Annotated in this window: 16 protein-coding genes; 11 read left to right on the top strand and 5 right to left on the bottom strand. The window is 65.6% G+C overall.

The window, feature by feature from the left end:
* Positions 1-104: 104 nt before the first annotated feature.
* Entirely contained in the window at positions 105-1,514 is a 1,410-nt protein-coding gene (locus ACFPME_RS04070; RefSeq protein WP_377302286.1) for an FAD-binding oxidoreductase, read from the top strand.
* Between the two features lie 36 nt (positions 1,515-1,550).
* On the top strand, positions 1,551-2,510 hold the full coding sequence (gene pip / locus ACFPME_RS04065) for a prolyl aminopeptidase (RefSeq protein WP_377302285.1): 960 nt from the start codon (positions 1,551-1,553) through the stop codon (positions 2,508-2,510).
* Between the two features lie 24 nt (positions 2,511-2,534).
* Here the strand turns inward: pip and upp are convergent, their stop codons facing one another.
* The 3 genes from upp to ACFPME_RS04050 form a co-directional block, all read right to left on the bottom strand.
* Positions 2,535-3,179 (bottom strand): uracil phosphoribosyltransferase, encoded by a 645-nt coding sequence (gene upp / locus ACFPME_RS04060; protein ID WP_377302283.1) that lies wholly within the window; start codon positions 3,177-3,179, stop codon positions 2,535-2,537.
* 120 nt (positions 3,180-3,299) lie between these two features.
* Entirely contained in the window at positions 3,300-3,686 is a 387-nt protein-coding gene (locus ACFPME_RS04055) for a PsiF family protein (RefSeq protein WP_377302281.1), read from the bottom strand.
* A gap of 152 nt (positions 3,687-3,838) precedes the next feature.
* On the bottom strand, positions 3,839-5,335 hold the full coding sequence (locus ACFPME_RS04050) for an aminotransferase class III-fold pyridoxal phosphate-dependent enzyme (protein ID WP_377302279.1): 1,497 nt from the start codon (positions 5,333-5,335) through the stop codon (positions 3,839-3,841).
* A gap of 295 nt (positions 5,336-5,630) precedes the next feature.
* Here ACFPME_RS04050 and ACFPME_RS04045 point away from each other — a divergent pair, with 295 nt between their 5' ends.
* The 9 genes from ACFPME_RS04045 to secF all read left to right on the top strand — a co-directional run bounded on the left by ACFPME_RS04045 (position 5,631) and on the right by secF (position 15,027).
* On the top strand, positions 5,631-6,557 hold the full coding sequence (locus ACFPME_RS04045) for an ABC transporter ATP-binding protein (protein WP_377302277.1): 927 nt from the start codon (positions 5,631-5,633) through the stop codon (positions 6,555-6,557).
* Between the two features lie 13 nt (positions 6,558-6,570).
* Positions 6,571-7,347 (top strand): ABC transporter permease, encoded by a 777-nt coding sequence (locus ACFPME_RS04040; RefSeq protein WP_377302274.1) that lies wholly within the window; start codon positions 6,571-6,573, stop codon positions 7,345-7,347.
* Positions 7,348-7,391: 44 nt separating this feature from the next.
* Positions 7,392-8,624 (top strand): sensor histidine kinase, encoded by a 1,233-nt coding sequence (locus ACFPME_RS04035; RefSeq protein WP_377302272.1) that lies wholly within the window; start codon positions 7,392-7,394, stop codon positions 8,622-8,624.
* 73 nt (positions 8,625-8,697) lie between these two features.
* A complete protein-coding gene (locus ACFPME_RS04030) occupies positions 8,698-9,300 on the top strand; it encodes a response regulator transcription factor (protein ID WP_377302270.1) in 603 nt (200 codons plus the stop codon).
* A 24-nt stretch (positions 9,301-9,324) separates the two neighbouring features.
* Positions 9,325-10,389: a tRNA preQ1(34) S-adenosylmethionine ribosyltransferase-isomerase QueA gene (queA, locus tag ACFPME_RS04025; RefSeq protein ID WP_377302268.1), complete on the top strand. Its 1,065-nt coding sequence runs from the start codon at positions 9,325-9,327 to the stop codon at positions 10,387-10,389.
* Positions 10,390-10,416: 27 nt separating this feature from the next.
* Complete coding sequence (tgt, locus tag ACFPME_RS04020) at positions 10,417-11,595, top strand: tRNA guanosine(34) transglycosylase Tgt (protein WP_377302266.1); 1,179 nt, start codon at positions 10,417-10,419, stop codon at positions 11,593-11,595.
* Positions 11,596-11,724: 129 nt separating this feature from the next.
* Positions 11,725-12,057, top strand: a complete 333-nt coding sequence (yajC, locus tag ACFPME_RS04015) for a preprotein translocase subunit YajC (protein WP_113726109.1) — start codon at positions 11,725-11,727, stop codon at positions 12,055-12,057.
* Positions 12,058-12,171: 114 nt separating this feature from the next.
* The gene (secD, locus tag ACFPME_RS04010) at positions 12,172-14,055 is read left to right on the top strand and encodes a protein translocase subunit SecD (RefSeq protein ID WP_377302263.1); all 1,884 of its coding nucleotides are present in this window, start codon (positions 12,172-12,174) and stop codon (positions 14,053-14,055) included.
* Positions 14,056-14,064: 9 nt separating this feature from the next.
* A complete protein-coding gene (secF, locus tag ACFPME_RS04005) occupies positions 14,065-15,027 on the top strand; it encodes a protein translocase subunit SecF (RefSeq protein ID WP_377302261.1) in 963 nt (320 codons plus the stop codon).
* Positions 15,028-15,098: 71 nt separating this feature from the next.
* Here secF and murU read toward each other — a convergent pair whose 3' ends face one another.
* Both murU and ACFPME_RS03995 read right to left on the bottom strand, forming a co-directional pair.
* Positions 15,099-15,803 (bottom strand): N-acetylmuramate alpha-1-phosphate uridylyltransferase MurU, encoded by a 705-nt coding sequence (gene murU / locus ACFPME_RS04000; protein WP_377302259.1) that lies wholly within the window; start codon positions 15,801-15,803, stop codon positions 15,099-15,101.
* Positions 15,800-16,813: an aminoglycoside phosphotransferase family protein gene (locus ACFPME_RS03995; RefSeq protein WP_377302257.1), complete on the bottom strand. Its 1,014-nt coding sequence runs from the start codon at positions 16,811-16,813 to the stop codon at positions 15,800-15,802. Before ACFPME_RS03995 ends, murU begins: the two co-directional genes overlap by 4 nt.
* Positions 16,814-16,877: the final 64 nt, after the last annotated feature.

Raw genomic sequence — 16,877 nt, 5'->3', positions numbered from 1 at the left:
GGAAGAGCGCCTACTATGCCAGAGCTGGAGACGGTTTGCGGCACTGCAGCACTGGACGTGGTGGGGCGCGGCTGGCAGGCTGCAGTCATCCCCTGGAGCCGCGCATGACTGATCCACGCCTCGCCGAATTGAGTCGCCTGTTGCCCGGACTTCGGTTGCTGGCCGAGCCCGGCGACCTGGAACATTACGGCCGCGACTGGACTCGCCGCTGGACCCCGGCACCGTTGGCGATTGCCTTGCCCACATGCGCGGACGAGGTGCAGGCGATCGTGCGCTGGGCGAACGCCCGGCATGTGGCCATCGTGCCATCCGGCGGTCGCACCGGCCTGTCCGGCGGTGCAGTGGCGGCTTGTGGCGAACTGGTGTTGAGTCTGGAGCGGATGAACCGGGTGCTGGAGTTCAACCCCGTCGATCGCACGCTCACCGTGCAACCAGGTGTGACGCTGCACGCCGTGCACGAGGCCGCGCGCAGCCACGGCCTGATCTATCCCGTCGACTTCGCCGCGCGGGGCTCATGTTCCATCGGTGGCACTATCGCCACCAACGCCGGCGGCATCCGGGTGATCCGCTACGGCAATACCCGCGAATGGGTCGGCGGGCTGAAGGTCGTCGCGGGCAACGGCGAGCTGCTCGATCTCAATCGCGGCCTGATCAAGAACTCCAGCGGCTACGATTTCCGCCAGTTGCTGATCGGCTCGGAAGGCACCCTGGGCATTGTGGTGGAAGCGACACTGAAGCTGACCGATCCGCCACCCTCCTCGCAGGTGATGCTGCTGGCGTTGCCGGACATGGAGGCGCTGATGCGGGTATTCGCGCTGTTCCGCGCACAGCTGACGTTGCAGGCGTTCGAGTTCTTCACCGACCACGCGCTGCGGCACGTGCTGGCGCATGGTGCACAACGCGCCATCGATGGCGATCACCCGTACTACGTGGTGACCGAGTTCGATGCGGCCGACGCGGGGGACCAGGAGGCGGCGCTTGCCGCGTTCGAGCACGCGTTGGAGCAGGGCTGGGTCAGCGATGGCGTGATTGCGCAGAGCGGGGCACAGGCCGCCGCATTGTGGCGGCTGCGCGAAGGCATCACCGAGAGCCTGGCGCCGCGGCGGCCGTACAAGAACGACGTATCGGTGCGGATCAGCGCGGTGCCGGCGTTCCTGCATGACATGCAGGCGCTGCTGGCGCACGAATATCCGCAGATCGAGGTGGTCTGGTTCGGCCACATCGGCGATGGCAACCTGCATATCAATGTGCTGCGCCCGGAGGGAATGGCCGAGGAGGCGTTCATCGCGCAGTGCGATCACGTCACCCGCTTGCTGGCGGAGACGCTGCAGCGCCATGGCGGCAGCATCTCGGCCGAGCACGGCATCGGACTGGTGAAACGGGCCTACCTGGAGAGCACCCGCAGCCCGGCCGAGATCGCGTTGATGCAGGGAGTGCGCGGGGTGTTCGATCCGAACGGCATCCTCAACCCAGGCAAGTTGTTTGCAGCGGCTGGCACGCCGCGCGCATGCTAGCCTTGCCGGCTTGAGCGTTGCTTCCGAGGAACCATCATGCCGTCGCCCCCCTTGCGTTCGCCGTATCCGGAGATCGAGCCGTTCGACACCGGTTTCCTGCCGGTATCGCCACTGCATACGCTGTACTACGAGCAGAGTGGCAACCCGAACGGCAAGCCGGTGGTCTTCCTGCACGGTGGTCCGGGCGGCGGCACCAACGCGAAGTGCCGACGGTTCTTCGATCCGGCCGTCTATCGCATCGTGCTGTTCGATCAGCGCGGGTGCGGCAAGTCGACGCCGCATGCGGAATTGATCGACAACACCACCTGGGACCTGGTCGCCGATATCGAGCGGTTGCGCAACCACTTGCATATCGAGCGCTGGCAGGCATTCGGCGGTTCATGGGGTTCCACGCTGGCGTTGGCCTACGCGCAAACCCATCCGGACAAGGTGACCGAACTGGTGTTGCGCGGCATCTTCATGCTGCGCCGCTGGGAACTGGAATGGTTTTACCAGAAAGGTTGCGATGCGCTGTATCCGGATGCGTGGGAGACCTATCTCAAGGCAATTCCCGAGGTCGAGCGCGGCGACCTGATCAGCGCCTACCATCGGCGCCTGACCAGCCCCGATGCGACGACGCGCACCGCCGCCGCGCGCGCCTGGTCGGTATGGGAAGGCGCCACCAGTTTCCTGTGGCAGGATGCATCGCATATCCAATCCAGTGCCGAGGACGAGTTCGCGTTGGCGTTTGCGCGCATCGAGTGTCACTACTTCGTCAACGGCGGCTTCTTCGACCACGATGACCACTTGCTGCGCAACATCGATCGTATCCGCGGCATTCCCGTGGTGATCGTGCAGGGCCGCTACGACGTGGTCTGCCCGCTGCGCAGCGCCTGGGATCTGCACCGCGCGTGGCCCGAAGCCGATCTGCGCATCGTGCAGGATGCCGGGCATTCCGCGTTCGAGCCCGGCATCATGCACGAGCTGGTCGAGGCGACCGATCGCTTCGGCCGCTAAGGGCGGACTTCCACGCGGCGCGGATCAGCTGCCGGTCGGCAACTGTTTGGTGCCGAAGATCTTGTCGCCGGCGTCGCCGAGGCCGGGCAGGATGTAGCCGTGTTCGTTGAGCCGTTCGTCGATCGAGGCGGTGTAGATCTCGATATCCGGATGGGCGGCCTCGACGCGCTTCAGGCCTTCCGGTGCGGCAACCAGGAACAAGCCCTTGATGCGTTTGCAGCCGGCGGCCTTCAGCATGTCCACCGCGGCGATCAAGGTGCCGGCGGTCGCCAGCATCGGGTCGACGATCAAGGCGATGCGCTCATCCATGCGGCCGCTGAGCTTTTCATAGTAGGCCACCGGTTGCAGGGTATGTTCGTCGCGCTGCACGCCGACCACGCTGACCTTGGCCGAGGGAATCATGTCGAGGACGCCGGGCAGCATGCCCAGGCCTGCGCGCAGGATAGGCACGATGGTGATCTTCTTGCCCTTGATGCGGTGCACGTTGAGCGGACCGGCCCAGCCGTGGATCTGCTCCTGGACGGTTTCCAGATCCTTGGTGGCCTCGTAGGTGAGGAGCGCGGCGACCTCCGAGGCCAGCTCGCGGAACTCCTTGGTGCTGATCCCGGCGCGGCGCATCAGGCCAAGCTTGTGCTGGATCAGCGGGTGGCGGACTTCGACGATCTTCATGGGCGACTGTCTTCAGGGACGGCTGGTGCGCGGCAGTCGGGAGCTTAGCGAAGCGATCCTGCACACGCACGCATGGTCGCGCGTGCGTGTGCAGCAGCCGACATGGCTGGCGAGTATCTGCTACGGAGTGGCTGGCGCGCCGCCCTTCAGGCAGCTGCTCATAAAGGCCTTGCGCTCGGCGCCCTTGAGTGCCTTGGCCCTGGCGTCGGCATTGCAGGTTTTCATCTTTTCCTGCTGGGCCTGTTTCGCCGCGGGCGCGCCGGCAGTGGCGGCGGCCGGCGTGGCGGCTGCGGCCTTGCTTGCGCCCTTCAGGCAGGTGCTCATGAACGTCTTGCGCTCAGCGCCTTTCTTGCCGGACGCCTGCTTGTTGCAGTCGACCATGCGCTGTTGTTGCGCGGTGTGAGGTTTGGCGGTGGCGGTGGTGGCCGCCGGTGGCGTTGCGGCGAAAGTGGCACCGGCAAAGGCGAAGGCGGCGCTGACGGCAAGCAGACGTAGAGACATCGACATCGTGAAGTCCTCCCTGGGTAACCGGCACCTGCCGGCCGCGTCAGTCTAGGCCGATCGGCAATCACCGCGGGAGTGGGCAAAACCTGACAGGCGCGAAAGCATTCGGCTGCGGTGGCGCTCCATCGCGCCGCAGCCGTCGTGCCTGATGTGACTCAGGCGGCCTCGGCCTTGGCTTTGCGCGGGCCTTCCAGCAGGGCCGTGCGCACGTGCGCCACGATCAGGTCCACCTCGGCGCTGGTGACCTTGAAGTGCGGGGTGAAGCGCAGCGAGTTGGTGCCGCCGTGGATCACGCCGACGCCGTGCTCGCGCATATATTCCTCGGTCGAATCCGCCCCGTAGCATTTGTATTCCGGGGCCAGCTCGCAGGAGAACAGCAGGCCGGTGCCCTGTACCTTGGTGATAAGGCCACCCAGTTCGTTCTTCAGTGCGTTGAGCTTGGCGACGAACTCCTTGCCGCGCTCGCGGATGTTGACGCGCACATCGTCGGTCAGCTCGCCCAGCGTCGCCAGCGCCACGTCCAGCGCACGCGGATTGGCGGTCATGGTGTTGCCGTAGATCCCCTTGCGGTACAGCGCGGCGGTGCGCTCGCTCACCGCCAGTACCGACAGCGGATACTGGCCGGCGTTGAGCGCCTTGGAAAAGGTCTCCATGTCCGGGGCGGGCAGCTTCTCGAATCCCGGATAGTCGACGAACGACAGCACGCCGTGCGCCCGCAGGCCGGCCTGGATCGAGTCGATCAGCAGCAGGGTGCCATGGGCCTCCGTCAGCGCGCGTGCTGCCTTGTAGAACTCCGGTGTGACGGCCCGCCCCGGGTCGCCTTCGCCCATCACCGGCTCCAGGAACATCGCCTCGATGAACCAGCCATGCCTGTCGGCATCGGCAAACGCCGCTTCCAGCTGCGCCACGTCGTATGGTGCGACCGTCAGCAGGGTTTCTTCGTGGCGGTAACTGGCCAGGTGCTGCTGGTAGGTCTTGCGGCTGGAGTCGGAATACAGCGCCGGCTTGTCGGTACGGCCGTGGAACGCGCCCTTTACCGCCAGGCGCTTGATCGTGCGGCCGGCGTAGCGACCACCGGCGTCGGTCATCAACTTGGCGTTGACATCGGCGATGCGGCAGGCCAGCGAGACCGATTCGGAGCCGGAGTTGAGGCACATGTAACGGGCATACGGGCTGCCGCCCCGGTTGCGGCCCAGCTCCTTGTTCAGCGCAGTGGTGAAGCGCAACTGCGCCACGCTGGGCGCCATCACGTTGGCCATCACCTGCGGCTGGCTCAGCGCCTGGAGAATCGCCGGGTCGTTGTGGCCGAAACCGAGCATGCCGTAGCCGCCGTTGTCGTGCACCACCGCGCCCTTCAGCGTGACGATCCACGGGCCACGCGCGGCCGCGGGCAAGTACGGGCTGATCGCGTCGTCCGGATAGAAGTTCACGAAACCGGCCTGCACCTGGGTGAGCTGCTCGGCCTCGTCCAGCTTCAAGAAGTCGCTCATGTCAGTGCGCAAGTCGCGGTGACGCGCCACGGCATCAGCGATCGCCTGGCCCAGCAGGGGATCGTTCGCTGCCATGCGCTCGATCGTGGCGTCGTCCAGACCCGTGGTGCGCGGCTTGCCGCCGAATTCGCGCAGTTCGCGCAGCTGGTTGATCAGACCCATGATGAATCCTCCGTAGCTCCGCCGATCGGCAGGCCATGCCGGAGACGGACATTAGTGAATGCGTGGCGCGAGACGCAGGCGGGCAGGCGCTTCGTCGATGTTCCCGGACGTTTCGCGTCGTCATGGCGGCGCCGGCCAGGCGGTTCTATCCCTCACAGGATACCTTGCGGCGGCGGCGGCCGTAACCCCGTGGCCGAGCCCCGGGTGACGGCTGTCATCCACGATGACTGACGCCGGCGACTGCTGGCGGGGCCGCCCCCAGCGCAGGATGGACGGCACTAGAGGGAGGACTGCCATGCCGCGTGACCATGAACCGATCGCCCGCCTCGTTGGCGCCATCAAACGCTATGGCCCGCTCACCGCACTGGACGGTGTGGACCTGCAGTTGCAGCGGGGCGAACTGCTGGCCCTGCTGGGCCCCAACGGCGCCGGCAAGACGACCGCCATCGGCCTGCTGCTGGGGTTGATCCGGGCCGATGCCGGCGCGGTCGAACTGTTCGGCCAGGACCCGCAACGGATCGAGGCACGCCGTCGCATCGGTCTGATGCTGCAGAATGCCGAGCTCCCGCCGACGCTGCGGGTGGGCGAGTTGCTGCGGCTGACGGCCAGCTATTACCCGATGCCGCGCACCCTGGCGGAAACCGCCGAACTGGCCGGCATCGGCGATCTGCTCAAACGCCCCTACGCGAAACTCTCCGGTGGCCAGCAGCGGCGCGTGCAGTTCGCGCTGGCGCTCTGCGGTCGTCCCGAGCTGCTGTTCCTGGACGAGCCGACCGTCGGCATGGATATCGAGGCGCGGCAGAAGCTGTGGGCGGCGATCCGCCAATTGCTCGCCGAGGGCTGTTCGGTACTGCTGACCACGCACTATCTGGAAGAGGCCGAGGCACTGGCCGACCGCGTCTGCGTGATGACGCATGGCCGGATGATCCATGAAGGCACGGTCGAAGAGCTGCGGGCGCGTGTGGCGCTCAAGCGCATCCGTTGCCTGAGTGCGCTGTCGATCGACACGTTGCGCGGCTGGCCCGAAATCAGCGAGGTGCGCCGCGAAAGCGACCGGTTGCACATCACCGCGGCCGATGCCGAGACCGTGGTACGCCGCCTGCTCGTCGCCGACCTGCAACTGCGCGAACTGGAAGTGCAGCGCGCCGGCCTGGCCGAGGCATTCACCGAACTCACCCGCGATGCCGACGAGGCGTCGGACACCCAGCGCGAGGCCGCCTGAAATGCAAACCGTCATGTCCTTCAACGAACCGACCTCGCTCGCCATGCCGCGCCGCCGCGTCATCGGCGCCTATCTGGAAGAGGCGCGCAGCGAATGCCTGCGCTACATGCGGGCACCGGGTTTCATGCTGCCGATCATGCTGTTCCCGGCCATGTTCTACCTGCTGTTCGGCGTGCTGATGGCGAAATCCAATGGCGCCGACGCCGCGCGCTACCTGCTGGCCAGCTACGGCGTGTTCGGCGTGATGAGCCCGGGTCTGTTCGGTTTCGGCGTGTCACTGGCGCTGGAGCGCGACGGCGGCCTGCTGACGTTCAAGCGCGCGCTGCCGATGCCGCCGGGCGCCTATCTGCTGGGCAAGATGATGATGGCAATGGCGGCAGCCGGCGTGGTCATCCTGTTGTTGCTGACCATGGCGTCGACGTTGGCGCATGTGAGGCTGAGCCTGTCCCAGGCTGCCGCGCTGCTGCTCACCGGCGCGCTGGGCGTGTTGCCGTTCTGCGCGCTTGGCATGTTCGTCGGAACCCTGATCAAGGGGCAGGGCGCGCCTGGCATGCTGCAGCTGATCTACCTGCCGATGTCGTTCATGTCCGGCCTGTGGTTTCCGTTGCCGATGCTGCCGAAGTTCCTGCAGCAGATCGCGCCGATCTGGCCGAGCTATCACCTGGACAGGCTGGCGCTGGCTGCGGTCGGCATGAAGCAGGATGCGCCGCTGCCGCATGTGCTGGTGCTGCTGGGTGTCGCCGTCGGCTTTCTGCTGTTGGCGGCACGACGTCTGCGGCGCAACGGGTGAAGTAGCATGTCCTCCAGCCTGAGCCGCCCGCGGAAAGCCCTGCCATGATCCCAGCCTTCATTGCCCGATGGTTCGCGCCGGCGCCGGATTCCGCGGCGGCCGACGACCTGCGCCGGGGCAAATCGCCGTGGACCGACAGTGTGCATCTGCTCTGGTCGTTATGGATCTTCATCACGCCGCTGTTCGATCATGGCGTGCATGGCTACACCCTGACGTGGTTGCTGTGCACGCTGGGCTCATACCCGGTATTCCTGCTGCTTTTCGCCAAGGTGCAACTGGCTTCGCGGCGAACCGCTCCCATTTATGCGTGGGGCATGGCCGCACTGTGTTTCGCCTTGCTGCGCTGGTATCCCAGCGGCCTCAGCTATTTCGTGTATGCCGGCGTGATGCTGTGCCATTGCGACGCGCGGCGCTTTCGCAATCGCGTACTCCAGCTGCTGCTGCTCAACGCGATGTATGTATCGATGGCGTGGTGGATCGGCTTTCCGCAGTCGTTGCTGGTGATCATGCCGGTCACGGTCTTCGTCATCTGCACCATCGTCACGGTCGAACAGGTTCACCACGAGAAGGATGCGGCGCTGAGCCTTTCCCACGACGAGGTGCGCCGGCTCGCCGCCACGGCGGAACGCGAACGGATCGGCCGCGATCTGCACGACCTGCTCGGGCATACCTTGTCGCTGATCACGCTCAAGCTGGAGCTTTCGCGCAAGCTGTTCGACCGCGACGTCGAAGCCGCCCGACGCGAAGTCGAGGAGGCGGAAAAAGTGGCGCGTCACGCTTTGGCGGAAGTGCGCAGCGCAGTTACCGGCATCCGCGCCACCGATCTCGCCGCCGAGCTGGCTTCGGCACGGCTGCTGCTCGAATCCTCGCGGGTGCATCTGGATTACGGCGCCCTGCCCACCGACCTGCCGGTCGACGTCGAGCGCGGCCTGTCGCTGATACTGCGCGAGGCGGTCACCAACATTGCGCGACATGCCGAGGCCAGCCAGGCTCGCATCGCGATGGCGCGCGAGCGGGCCAGCGTGTGCATGGAGATCAGCGACAACGGCCGCGGTGGCATCGCGATCGACGGAAACGGTCTGTGCGGCATGCGCGAGCGGGTGCGCGCCCTCGGCGGTACCCTGAGCCTGGAATCGCCGCGCGGTCAGGGGTCGCGTCTGCGGGTGGCGGTTCCGCTGCCGATCATGCGTCTCGTCGAAACATCCCGCTCGGCGCTGGATCCTCCGCCGCCCGCCGGTACCCAGGCGCATGCGACTCCAGATCAACCGGCCGCGTGAATCCACCCGCAACCGTGTCCGTACCCGCCATGACGCCATACTCTCGCCACTGTGTGCACCAGGAAACCATCGCATGATCCGAGTTCTCCTGGCCGAAGATCAGGCGATGGTGCGCGGTGCCCTGTCGGCGCTGCTGAACCTGGAATCGGATATCCAGGTGCTCGGTTCGGCGGCTGATGGTGAAATGGCCTGGCGGGAACTGCAGCGCCTGAAGCCCGACGTCCTGGTGACCGACATCGAAATGCCCGGGCTGACCGGGCTGGAACTGGCGCAGCGCATCCAGCGGCAGGAGCTGCCGATGAAAGTGGTCATAGTCACCACATTCGCGCGGCCGGGCTTTCTGCGCCGGGCACTGGATGCGGGTGTGTCCGGCTACCTGCTGAAGGATGCGCCCGCGGAGAATCTCGCCGAGGCGTTGCGTGCCGTGCACCGCGGCGGTCGCGCGATCGACCCCCAGCTGGCGCTGGAGGCATGGTCCGAAGCCGATCCGCTGAACGACCGCGAGCGCCAGATCTTGCGCCTGGCCGGCGAAGGGCAATCGGCCGGCGACATCGCCACGCAATTGAATCTGTCGCACGGCACCGTGCGCAATTATCTTTCCGAAGCCATCGGCAAGCTCGGCGTCGCCAATCGCATCGAGGCTTACCGCACGGCACGGCAAAAAGGCTGGCTGTAACGCCGCGCGCCGTGCTGCGGGATAATGTCCCGTTTCCGCATGCCGGCCGAGTCTCTCTTGAAGAAGTCCGATTTCGATTTTGAACTGCCGCCCGAGTTGATCGCGCAGGCTCCGCTGCCGGAGCGCTCGGCGAGTCGTCTGCTGCTGCTCGACGCGCCGGCACAATCGCGGCAAGACCGCATGTTTCGCGAGTTGCCCGACCTGCTGCAGCCCGGCGATCTGCTGGTGTTCAATGACACGCGCGTGCTGCCGGCGCGGTTGTACGGCCACAAGAGCACCGGCGGCGCGGTGGAGATCCTGATCGAACGGGTCACCGGCGCGCACGAGGCCATCGTGCAACTGGGCGTCAGCAAGAAGCCGAAGGAGGGCGGCCGGATCGAGCTGGCTGATGGCAGTCATGCGGTGGTGCTTGGGCGGGACGAAGGGTTTTTCCGGCTGCATTTCGAGGCGCCGGAGCCGCTGGAAAAGCTGCTGCTGAAGCTCGGCGAGATGCCGTTGCCGCCGTACATCGAGCGGCATCCCGACGCCAGCGACAGCGAGCGCTATCAGACCGTGTTCGCGCGTGAGCCCGGTGCCGTGGCCGCGCCCACTGCCGGACTGCATTTCGACGAGACCACGCTGGCCCGTCTGCGCGAACGTGGCGTCGAGTTCGGCTACATCACGCTGCATGTGGGTGCCGGCACGTTCCAGCCGGTGCGGGCGGATGATCTCAAGGATCACCACATGCATCGCGAATGGCTCAACGTCGGCGCCCATCTGGTCGGGCAGATCCGCCGCACCCGGGCGCATGGCGGCCGCGTCATCGCGGTGGGCACGACGGTGGTGCGCGCGCTGGAAAGCGCGAGCAAGGACGGTGAGCTGCATCCGTTTGCCGGAGAGACGCAGATCTTCATCTTTCCGGGTTATCACTTCAGCAGCATCGACGGCCTGCTCACCAATTTCCACCTGCCGCAGTCGACCTTGCTGATGCTGGTGTCGGCGCTGGCCGGGCGCGAGTTCATGCTCGATGCGTATCGCCACGCGGTGACGCAGGGATACCGGTTTTTTTCCTACGGCGACGCCATGCTGATCCTGCCGCTGGGTGGCTGAGCAACGGTAGCGGTTAAACTTCGGCGGATGACTGCCATGACTTTCGAACTGCACGCCACTGACGGCGCCGCGCGCCGCGGCCGCCTCGCCTTTGCCCGCGGTACGGTGGAAACGCCCGCGTTCATGCCGGTGGGCACGTATGGCTCGGTGAAGGCGATGACGCCGCGCGACGTCACCGAGACCGGCGCCGAGATCATCCTGGGCAATACGTTCCACCTGTTCCTGCGGCCGGGGCTGGAGGTCGTCGAAAAGTTCGGCGGGCTGCACAAGTTCATCGGGTGGGACAAACCCATCCTCACCGATTCGGGCGGGTTCCAGGTGTTCTCGCTGGCCCACAAGCGCAAGATCACCGAGGAGGGCGTGACGTTTGCCTCGCCGGTCGACGGATCGAAGGTGTTCCTGTCGCCGGAAGTGTCGATGCAGATCCAGACCACGCTGGATTCGGACATCGCGATGATCTTCGACGAGTGCACGCCGTACCCGGCGAGCGAGAAGGTCGCCAGCGATTCGATGGAGCTGTCGTTGCGCTGGGCCGAACGCTCGCGCCGGTCTTTCGATGATCTTGGCAATCCGAACGCGCTGTTCGGCATCGTGCAGGGCAGCGTCTACGAGACCCTGCGCCAGCGCTCCGCCGCGGGGCTGGTGAATATCGGCTTCGACGGCTACGCGGTCGGCGGCCTGGCGGTCGGCGAGCCGGAGGCCGAGCGCAACCTTGCGCTGGATTTCACCGTCCCGCTGCTGCCCGTGGACAAGCCGCGTTACCTGATGGGCGTGGGCCGGCCGGAAGACATCGTCGAAGCGGTGCGCCGCGGCATCGACATGTTCGACTGCGTGATGCCGACGCGCAACGCGCGTAACGGCTTCCTGTTCACGGCCGAAGGCACGCTGCGCATCCGCAATGCCAAGTACGCCACCGATACCCGGGTGATCGAGGAAGGCTGCGATTGCCACGCCTGTCGCAACGGCTTCAGCCGCGCGTATCTGCGCCATCTCGACCGCTGCAACGAGATCCTCGGCAGCCAGCTCGCCACCATGCACAACCTGCGCTATTACCAGCGGCTGATGGCCGGCCTGCGCGAGGCGATCGCGGGCCATGCGCTTGAGGGATTCGTGGCGGAGTTCTATGCGTGTCGGCGCAGTGGCGAAAACGCGGTCGCGCGGGGTCACGCCGGCAACCTTGCAACGGCTGCGGGTCGCCCTCAGTAGGGATTGGCAACGGCTGCGATGGGTCAAGCGCCACCGTGCATGGTGCAGGGGTGCATGGCATAATCGAGAATCTTTTACCGGGCGTTCAGCTGAAATTCGTGGCTGCGCCACAACTTGCGAGACAAACCGATGAGTTTTCCGTCCTCTCCCGTGATCGCCCAGGCCGCTGCTGCGCAGCCCGCCGGTGGTGGCATGTCCATGATCATCATGATGGTGGTGCTGTTCGGCCTGATGTATTTCATGATGATCCGCCCGCAGATGAAGCGGCAGAAAGAGCATCGCGCGCTGGTCGCCGGTTTGGCAAAAGGCGACGAAGTGGTCACCAATGGCGGCATCGCCGGTCGCGTGGACGAGGTGGGCGAGACGTTCATCACGGTCGAGATCGCGGCGAACGTGAAGGTCAAGGTGCAGAAAGGCGCCGTCCAGCAGGTCTTGCCCAAGGGTTCGCTGAAGTCTGTCTGATGATGGCTCGGGGCACGCTCTGGCCGGTGGTTGCGGCCGCTGCCCCCGATCCGGTCATTCCTCGATTGTTGCTAGCGCTGCGGCCTGTCGCCGCGGCTTTGATGGGTGCATGGCATGAGTGATTTTCCCCGCTGGAAATACGCACTGGTCGCGCTGGTGATGCTGTTTGGCATCATCTATGCCCTGCCGAATGTCTATCAGCCGGCGCTGGCGGTGCAGGTCACCGCCAACCGCGACGCCCCGCCGATCGACCAGTCCGTGCAGCAGAAGGTGGCTGCGGCGCTGGCGCAGAAGAACATCGCCACCATCGGGATCTCGGTGGATGGCGACCACTTGCTGGCGACGTTCCCCAACTCCGATGTGCAGAAGAGCGGGGCCGATGCGATCAAGGCGGCACTGGGCGACCGTTATACGGTCGCGTTCAAGCTGCAGTCGACCGTGCCCGCCTGGCTGCGCGCGATCGGCGCGCGTTCGATGCCGTTGGGCCTGGACCTGCAGGGCGGCGTGCACTTCCTGATGCAGGTCGACCAGAACGACGCGATCGACAAGCAGGAGAACAGCTACGCCGACGACATCCGCAGCCTGCTGCGGCAGAAGAACATCCGTTACGAATCGGTAACCCGCAGCGCCGTGCGTGATCAGGGCATCGCCGTGATCCTGCGCTCTGCCGCCGATCGGTCCGCGGCGGCCGACGCCATCAGCAACGAGTACACCGACCTCAATGTCGCGAACGGCGCCAATACGGGCGATCGCTTCGTGTTGAACGTGGTGATCAAGCCGGAAAAACTCCGCGAGCTGTCACGCAGCGCAATCACCCAGAACCTGGGCACACTGCGCAATCGCATCAACGCGCTGGGCGTGTCCGAGCCGTTGATCCAGCAGCAGGGCGAAAGCCGCATCGTGGTCGAACTGGCCGGCGTGCAGGACCCGGCCGAGGCCAAGAAGCTGATCGGCGCGGTAGCCACGCTGCAGTATCGCCCCGGCATCGGCCAGGCCGGCGACGCGCAGGCGCAAGAGGCCGCTCGCACCGGCAATATCCCGCCGGACGCCAACCTCTATCGCATGCGCGGCAGCAACCTGCCGGTGCTGGTGAGCAAGCAGATCATCGTGACCGGCAATCAGCTGGTTGACGCGTCCTCGGGTATCGACCAGCAGAGCGGCACGCCGAAGGTCGACGTCACGTTGAACGCCGCCGGCGCCAAGAAGATGGGCGACTTCACCAATGCCAATGTCGGCAAGCCGATGGCGGTGGTCTACGTCGAACAGGTCTATGAGACCAAGCTCGTGGACGGCAAGCAGGTGCGCGTTCCCAAGATCACCGAGACGGTGATCAATGACGCCTCGATCGCCAGCCCCTTCAGCAAGCAGTTCCAGACCACCGGTCTGGGCAGCGCCAAGGAGGCTTCCGACCTGGCCTTGCTGCTCAAGGGTGGCGCGCTGGCGGCGCCGATGGACATCGTCGAGGAAAGCGTGATCGGTGCCAGTCTCGGCCAGGACAACATCGACAAGGGTTTCAAGGCGGTGATGCTGGGCCTGGCGCTGGTGCTGTTGGCGGCGGCCATCTATTACAAGCTGTTCGGCCTGGTCGCCGATATCGCGCTGTTCTTCAACCTGGTGATCCTGGTGGCGGTGATGTCGCTGATCGGCGTCACCCTGACCATGCCGGGCGTGGCCGGCATCGTGCTGACCCTGGGCATGGCAATCGATGCGAACGTGCTGATCTGCGAGCGCGTGCGCGAGGAGTTGCGCAACGGTTCGACCCCGCACGCGGCGATCCGCGCCGGTTACGAGAAGGCGTGGTCGACCATTCTCGACGCCAACGTCACCCACCTTATCGCGGCGCTGGCGCTGACCACGATGGGTACCGGCGCGATCAAGGGCTTCGGTGTGACGCTGATGATCGGCATCCTGACCTCGTTGTTCACCTCGGTGACGCTGACGCATGCGTTCACTGCGGCGATCCACGGCCACCGCAAGCTCAAGACGCTGTCGGTCTAAGGAGTCATCATGGAAATCTTCAATCACGACAGCAACATCCCTTTCCTTGGCATGCGCAAGTTCAGCATCGCCATCGCGTTGTTCCTGATGATCGGCTCGATCGGCCTGCTCGTGACCAAGGGGCTCAACTACGCGCTGGATTTCACCGGCGGCGTCTCGATGGTGATCGACTACGACCAGTCGGTGGAGATCGCCGACGTGCGTGCGGCCCTGGAAAAGGGCGGCTTCGAGCACGCGATCGTGCAGAGCCTCGGCGGCACCCGCGAGGTGGCGATCCGCATGCAGCCGAAGGATGACCAGAAGGCGGTGGACGCCAGCGGCAAGGTCAACCTTGATCTCATCTCCGCCGACGTCCTCAAGACGCTGCATGTGGCGCGTGCCGATGCCAAGCTGAAGAGTCGCGAACTGGTTACCGCGGAGGTGGGCGCGGAACTGAAGAGCGACGGCACCGTGGCCGCGGTGTTCGTGATCCTCGGCATCATGGCCTACCTGTGGATCCGCTTCGAGCGCCGCTTCGCGATCGCCGCGGTGGCCACCGAAATCCATGACGTACTGGTAACGCTGGGCATTCTGGCGCTGACCCAGCGCGAGTTCGACATGACCGTACTGGCCTCGGTGCTGGCGGTGATCGGTTACTCGATCAACGACAAGGTGGTGGTGTTCGATCGCATCCGCGAGCTGTTCCGGCTGGCGCGCAAGGCCGAGCCGGAAGAGATACTCAACCGATCGATCAACAATACCCTGTCGCGTACCATCATTACCTCGCTGTTCACGGCCATCACCATGGGCGCGCTGTTTTTCTTCGGCGGCAGGCCCGTGCATGGCTTCGCCGTGACCATGCTGATCGGCATCGTGGTCGGCACGCTGTCCTCCATCTTTGTCGCCAGCCCCATCCTGCTGTGGCTGGGCGTGTCAAAGAAGGACCTGATGCCGGTCACCAGGGAGAATCCGGAGCTGGCGCGCCGCCCGTAGGCGCCCAGGTTCCCAAGCGAGAACGGCCCGGTTCATGCCGGGCCGTTTTTTTTGCTGGCGATTGGCCACCGCTATCCACGAAGTATGGTGTCCAGCTGTGCCAGTCGCTGCGGTGTACCGGCGTCCGTCCACGCACCTCGGTGATGGCTGCCATTGACCGCTTCGGTCGTCATCGCTGCGCGCAGCAGCGGCGCCAAACGGAAGCGCGGCGGCCGCATTTCGGCACCGGCGACCTCGCTGATCACTTCGCGCCAGTTCTGCAACAACTCCTGCCGATACACGCCGATGCCGCTGAAGGTCAGCCGGTCGCCGCCTTCATCGCGCACGATGCCTTGCGCGCCCAATGCAAAATCGCCATGCGGATGTTGCGGCGGATTGTCGACCAGCAACAGATGCGCCAGGCCAGCCGGTTCGGCGGGCAGGGTGGAGAAATCGGCATCGCACCAGATGTCGCCGTTGACCGCGATGAACGGCGCGTTGCCCAGCAGCGGCAGCGCGTTCAACATGCCGCCGCCGGTTTCAAGCGGGGTACTGCCTTCATAGGCGTAGCGAATGCGCAGGCCCCAGCGTGAACCGTCGCCGAGCGCGTCCGGGAATTGCTCAGCGAGATGCGAGGTGTTGATCACCACGTAATGCACGCCAGCGGCTGCGAGCCTTTCCAGATGCCACACGATCAGCGGTTTGCCGCCCACCGGCAGCAGTGGCTTGGGCGTGTGCTCAGTCAAGGGCCGCATGCGTTCGCCGAGCCCGGCGGCGAAGATCAGCGCGTGCTTCATGCAGCCACCGGCAGGCGCAGGTCGCGTTGGCCCACGCAGCGTTGCAGCAGCGCCACGAACCCCGCCAGTTCGGGATAGCCGCCGGCCACATCGATCACATAGTCGTACACGCGCGGCAGATCGTCGAGATAGGCGGGCTTGCCGTCGCGGTAGCACAGGCGGCAGAAGATCCCGAGCACCTTGATGTGCCGCTGCAAGCCGATCAGATCGAACCAGCGCAGGAAGCGTCGAGCACTGACATTGGCGGCAATCAACCGCGCAGCCTGCAGGCGCAGTCGATGAGTTTCGACCCAGGCTTCCACGCGAGCGCGATCCCACGCGATGTAGCAGTCGCGCAGCAGCGAGGCGAGATCGTAGGTGATCGGTCCGTGCAGCGCACCCTGGAAGTCGATGATCCCGGGGTTGTTGTGCGCCGTCACCAGCAGGTTGCGGCTGTGGTAGTCGCGGTGCACGAAGCAGCGCGGCTGTTCCAGCGCATCGTGCAGCAACACGGTGAATGCCGACTCCAGCACGTCCCATTCGGTGCACTCGGGCGTGTATCCCAGGTGCCGACGAAGGAACCACTCCGGCATGATCTCCAGCTCGCGCTGCAGGAAGGCGTGATCGTACGGCGCCATGCCGGCAGTATCCGCGTCACGCTGCATGCGCAGCAGCGCGTCCGTCGCATCGCCGTACAGCGCATCCACCGTGCCGTCGTTCAAGGCCGGCAGATACAACCTGGAGCCGAGATCTTCGATCAGCAGGAAGCCCTGCTCGGGATCACAGGCCCGTACCGCGGGCACGTGCAGGCCGGCGGCGGAGAGCCGCGCACCGATTTCCAGCCACGGCCGCGGATCTTCCTGCGCCGGCGGCGAATCCATCACGATCCAGCTGCGGTCGCCGTGTTGCGTGCGCCAGTAGCTGCGGAAGCTCGCGTCGGCCGACGCGGAGGCCAGCGTCAGCGTGTCGTCGCCCAGCGCCTGGCGAGCCCAGGAAAGACGGACGGCGGCACGGTCGGGCGTAGTGATCATGGCAACTGCGTATGAGGGGACCATGCCAGCTTAGCGAGCCACCGGCGCAGTGGCGAGATGCGGA

This window comes from Rhodanobacter umsongensis (assembly GCF_042654965.1).
GTDB classification, from domain to species: domain Bacteria; phylum Pseudomonadota; class Gammaproteobacteria; order Xanthomonadales; family Rhodanobacteraceae; genus Rhodanobacter; species Rhodanobacter umsongensis.
This window is presented reverse-complemented; position numbering and strand designations above follow the sequence as displayed.

Coding starts and splice junctions, on each gene's coding strand:
- ACFPME_RS04035 (WP_377302272.1), top strand. CDS start 7,392: ATGATCCCAGCCTTCATTGCCCGATGGTTCGCGCCGGCGCCGGATTCC.
- pip (WP_377302285.1), top strand. CDS start 1,551: ATGCCGTCGCCCCCCTTGCGTTCGCCGTATCCGGAGATCGAGCCGTTC.
- ACFPME_RS04055 (WP_377302281.1), bottom strand. CDS start 3,686: ATGTCGATGTCTCTACGTCTGCTTGCCGTCAGCGCCGCCTTCGCCTTT.
- upp (WP_377302283.1), bottom strand. CDS start 3,179: ATGAAGATCGTCGAAGTCCGCCACCCGCTGATCCAGCACAAGCTTGGC.
- secF (WP_377302261.1), top strand. CDS start 14,065: ATGGAAATCTTCAATCACGACAGCAACATCCCTTTCCTTGGCATGCGC.
- murU (WP_377302259.1), bottom strand. CDS start 15,803: ATGAAGCACGCGCTGATCTTCGCCGCCGGGCTCGGCGAACGCATGCGG.
- secD (WP_377302263.1), top strand. CDS start 12,172: ATGAGTGATTTTCCCCGCTGGAAATACGCACTGGTCGCGCTGGTGATG.
- tgt (WP_377302266.1), top strand. CDS start 10,417: ATGACTGCCATGACTTTCGAACTGCACGCCACTGACGGCGCCGCGCGC.
- yajC (WP_113726109.1), top strand. CDS start 11,725: ATGAGTTTTCCGTCCTCTCCCGTGATCGCCCAGGCCGCTGCTGCGCAG.
- queA (WP_377302268.1), top strand. CDS start 9,325: ATGTCCCGTTTCCGCATGCCGGCCGAGTCTCTCTTGAAGAAGTCCGAT.
- ACFPME_RS04070 (WP_377302286.1), top strand. CDS start 105: ATGACTGATCCACGCCTCGCCGAATTGAGTCGCCTGTTGCCCGGACTT.
- ACFPME_RS04040 (WP_377302274.1), top strand. CDS start 6,571: ATGTCCTTCAACGAACCGACCTCGCTCGCCATGCCGCGCCGCCGCGTC.
- ACFPME_RS04030 (WP_377302270.1), top strand. CDS start 8,698: ATGATCCGAGTTCTCCTGGCCGAAGATCAGGCGATGGTGCGCGGTGCC.
- ACFPME_RS03995 (WP_377302257.1), bottom strand. CDS start 16,813: ATGATCACTACGCCCGACCGTGCCGCCGTCCGTCTTTCCTGGGCTCGC.
- ACFPME_RS04050 (WP_377302279.1), bottom strand. CDS start 5,335: ATGGGTCTGATCAACCAGCTGCGCGAACTGCGCGAATTCGGCGGCAAG.
- ACFPME_RS04045 (WP_377302277.1), top strand. CDS start 5,631: ATGCCGCGTGACCATGAACCGATCGCCCGCCTCGTTGGCGCCATCAAA.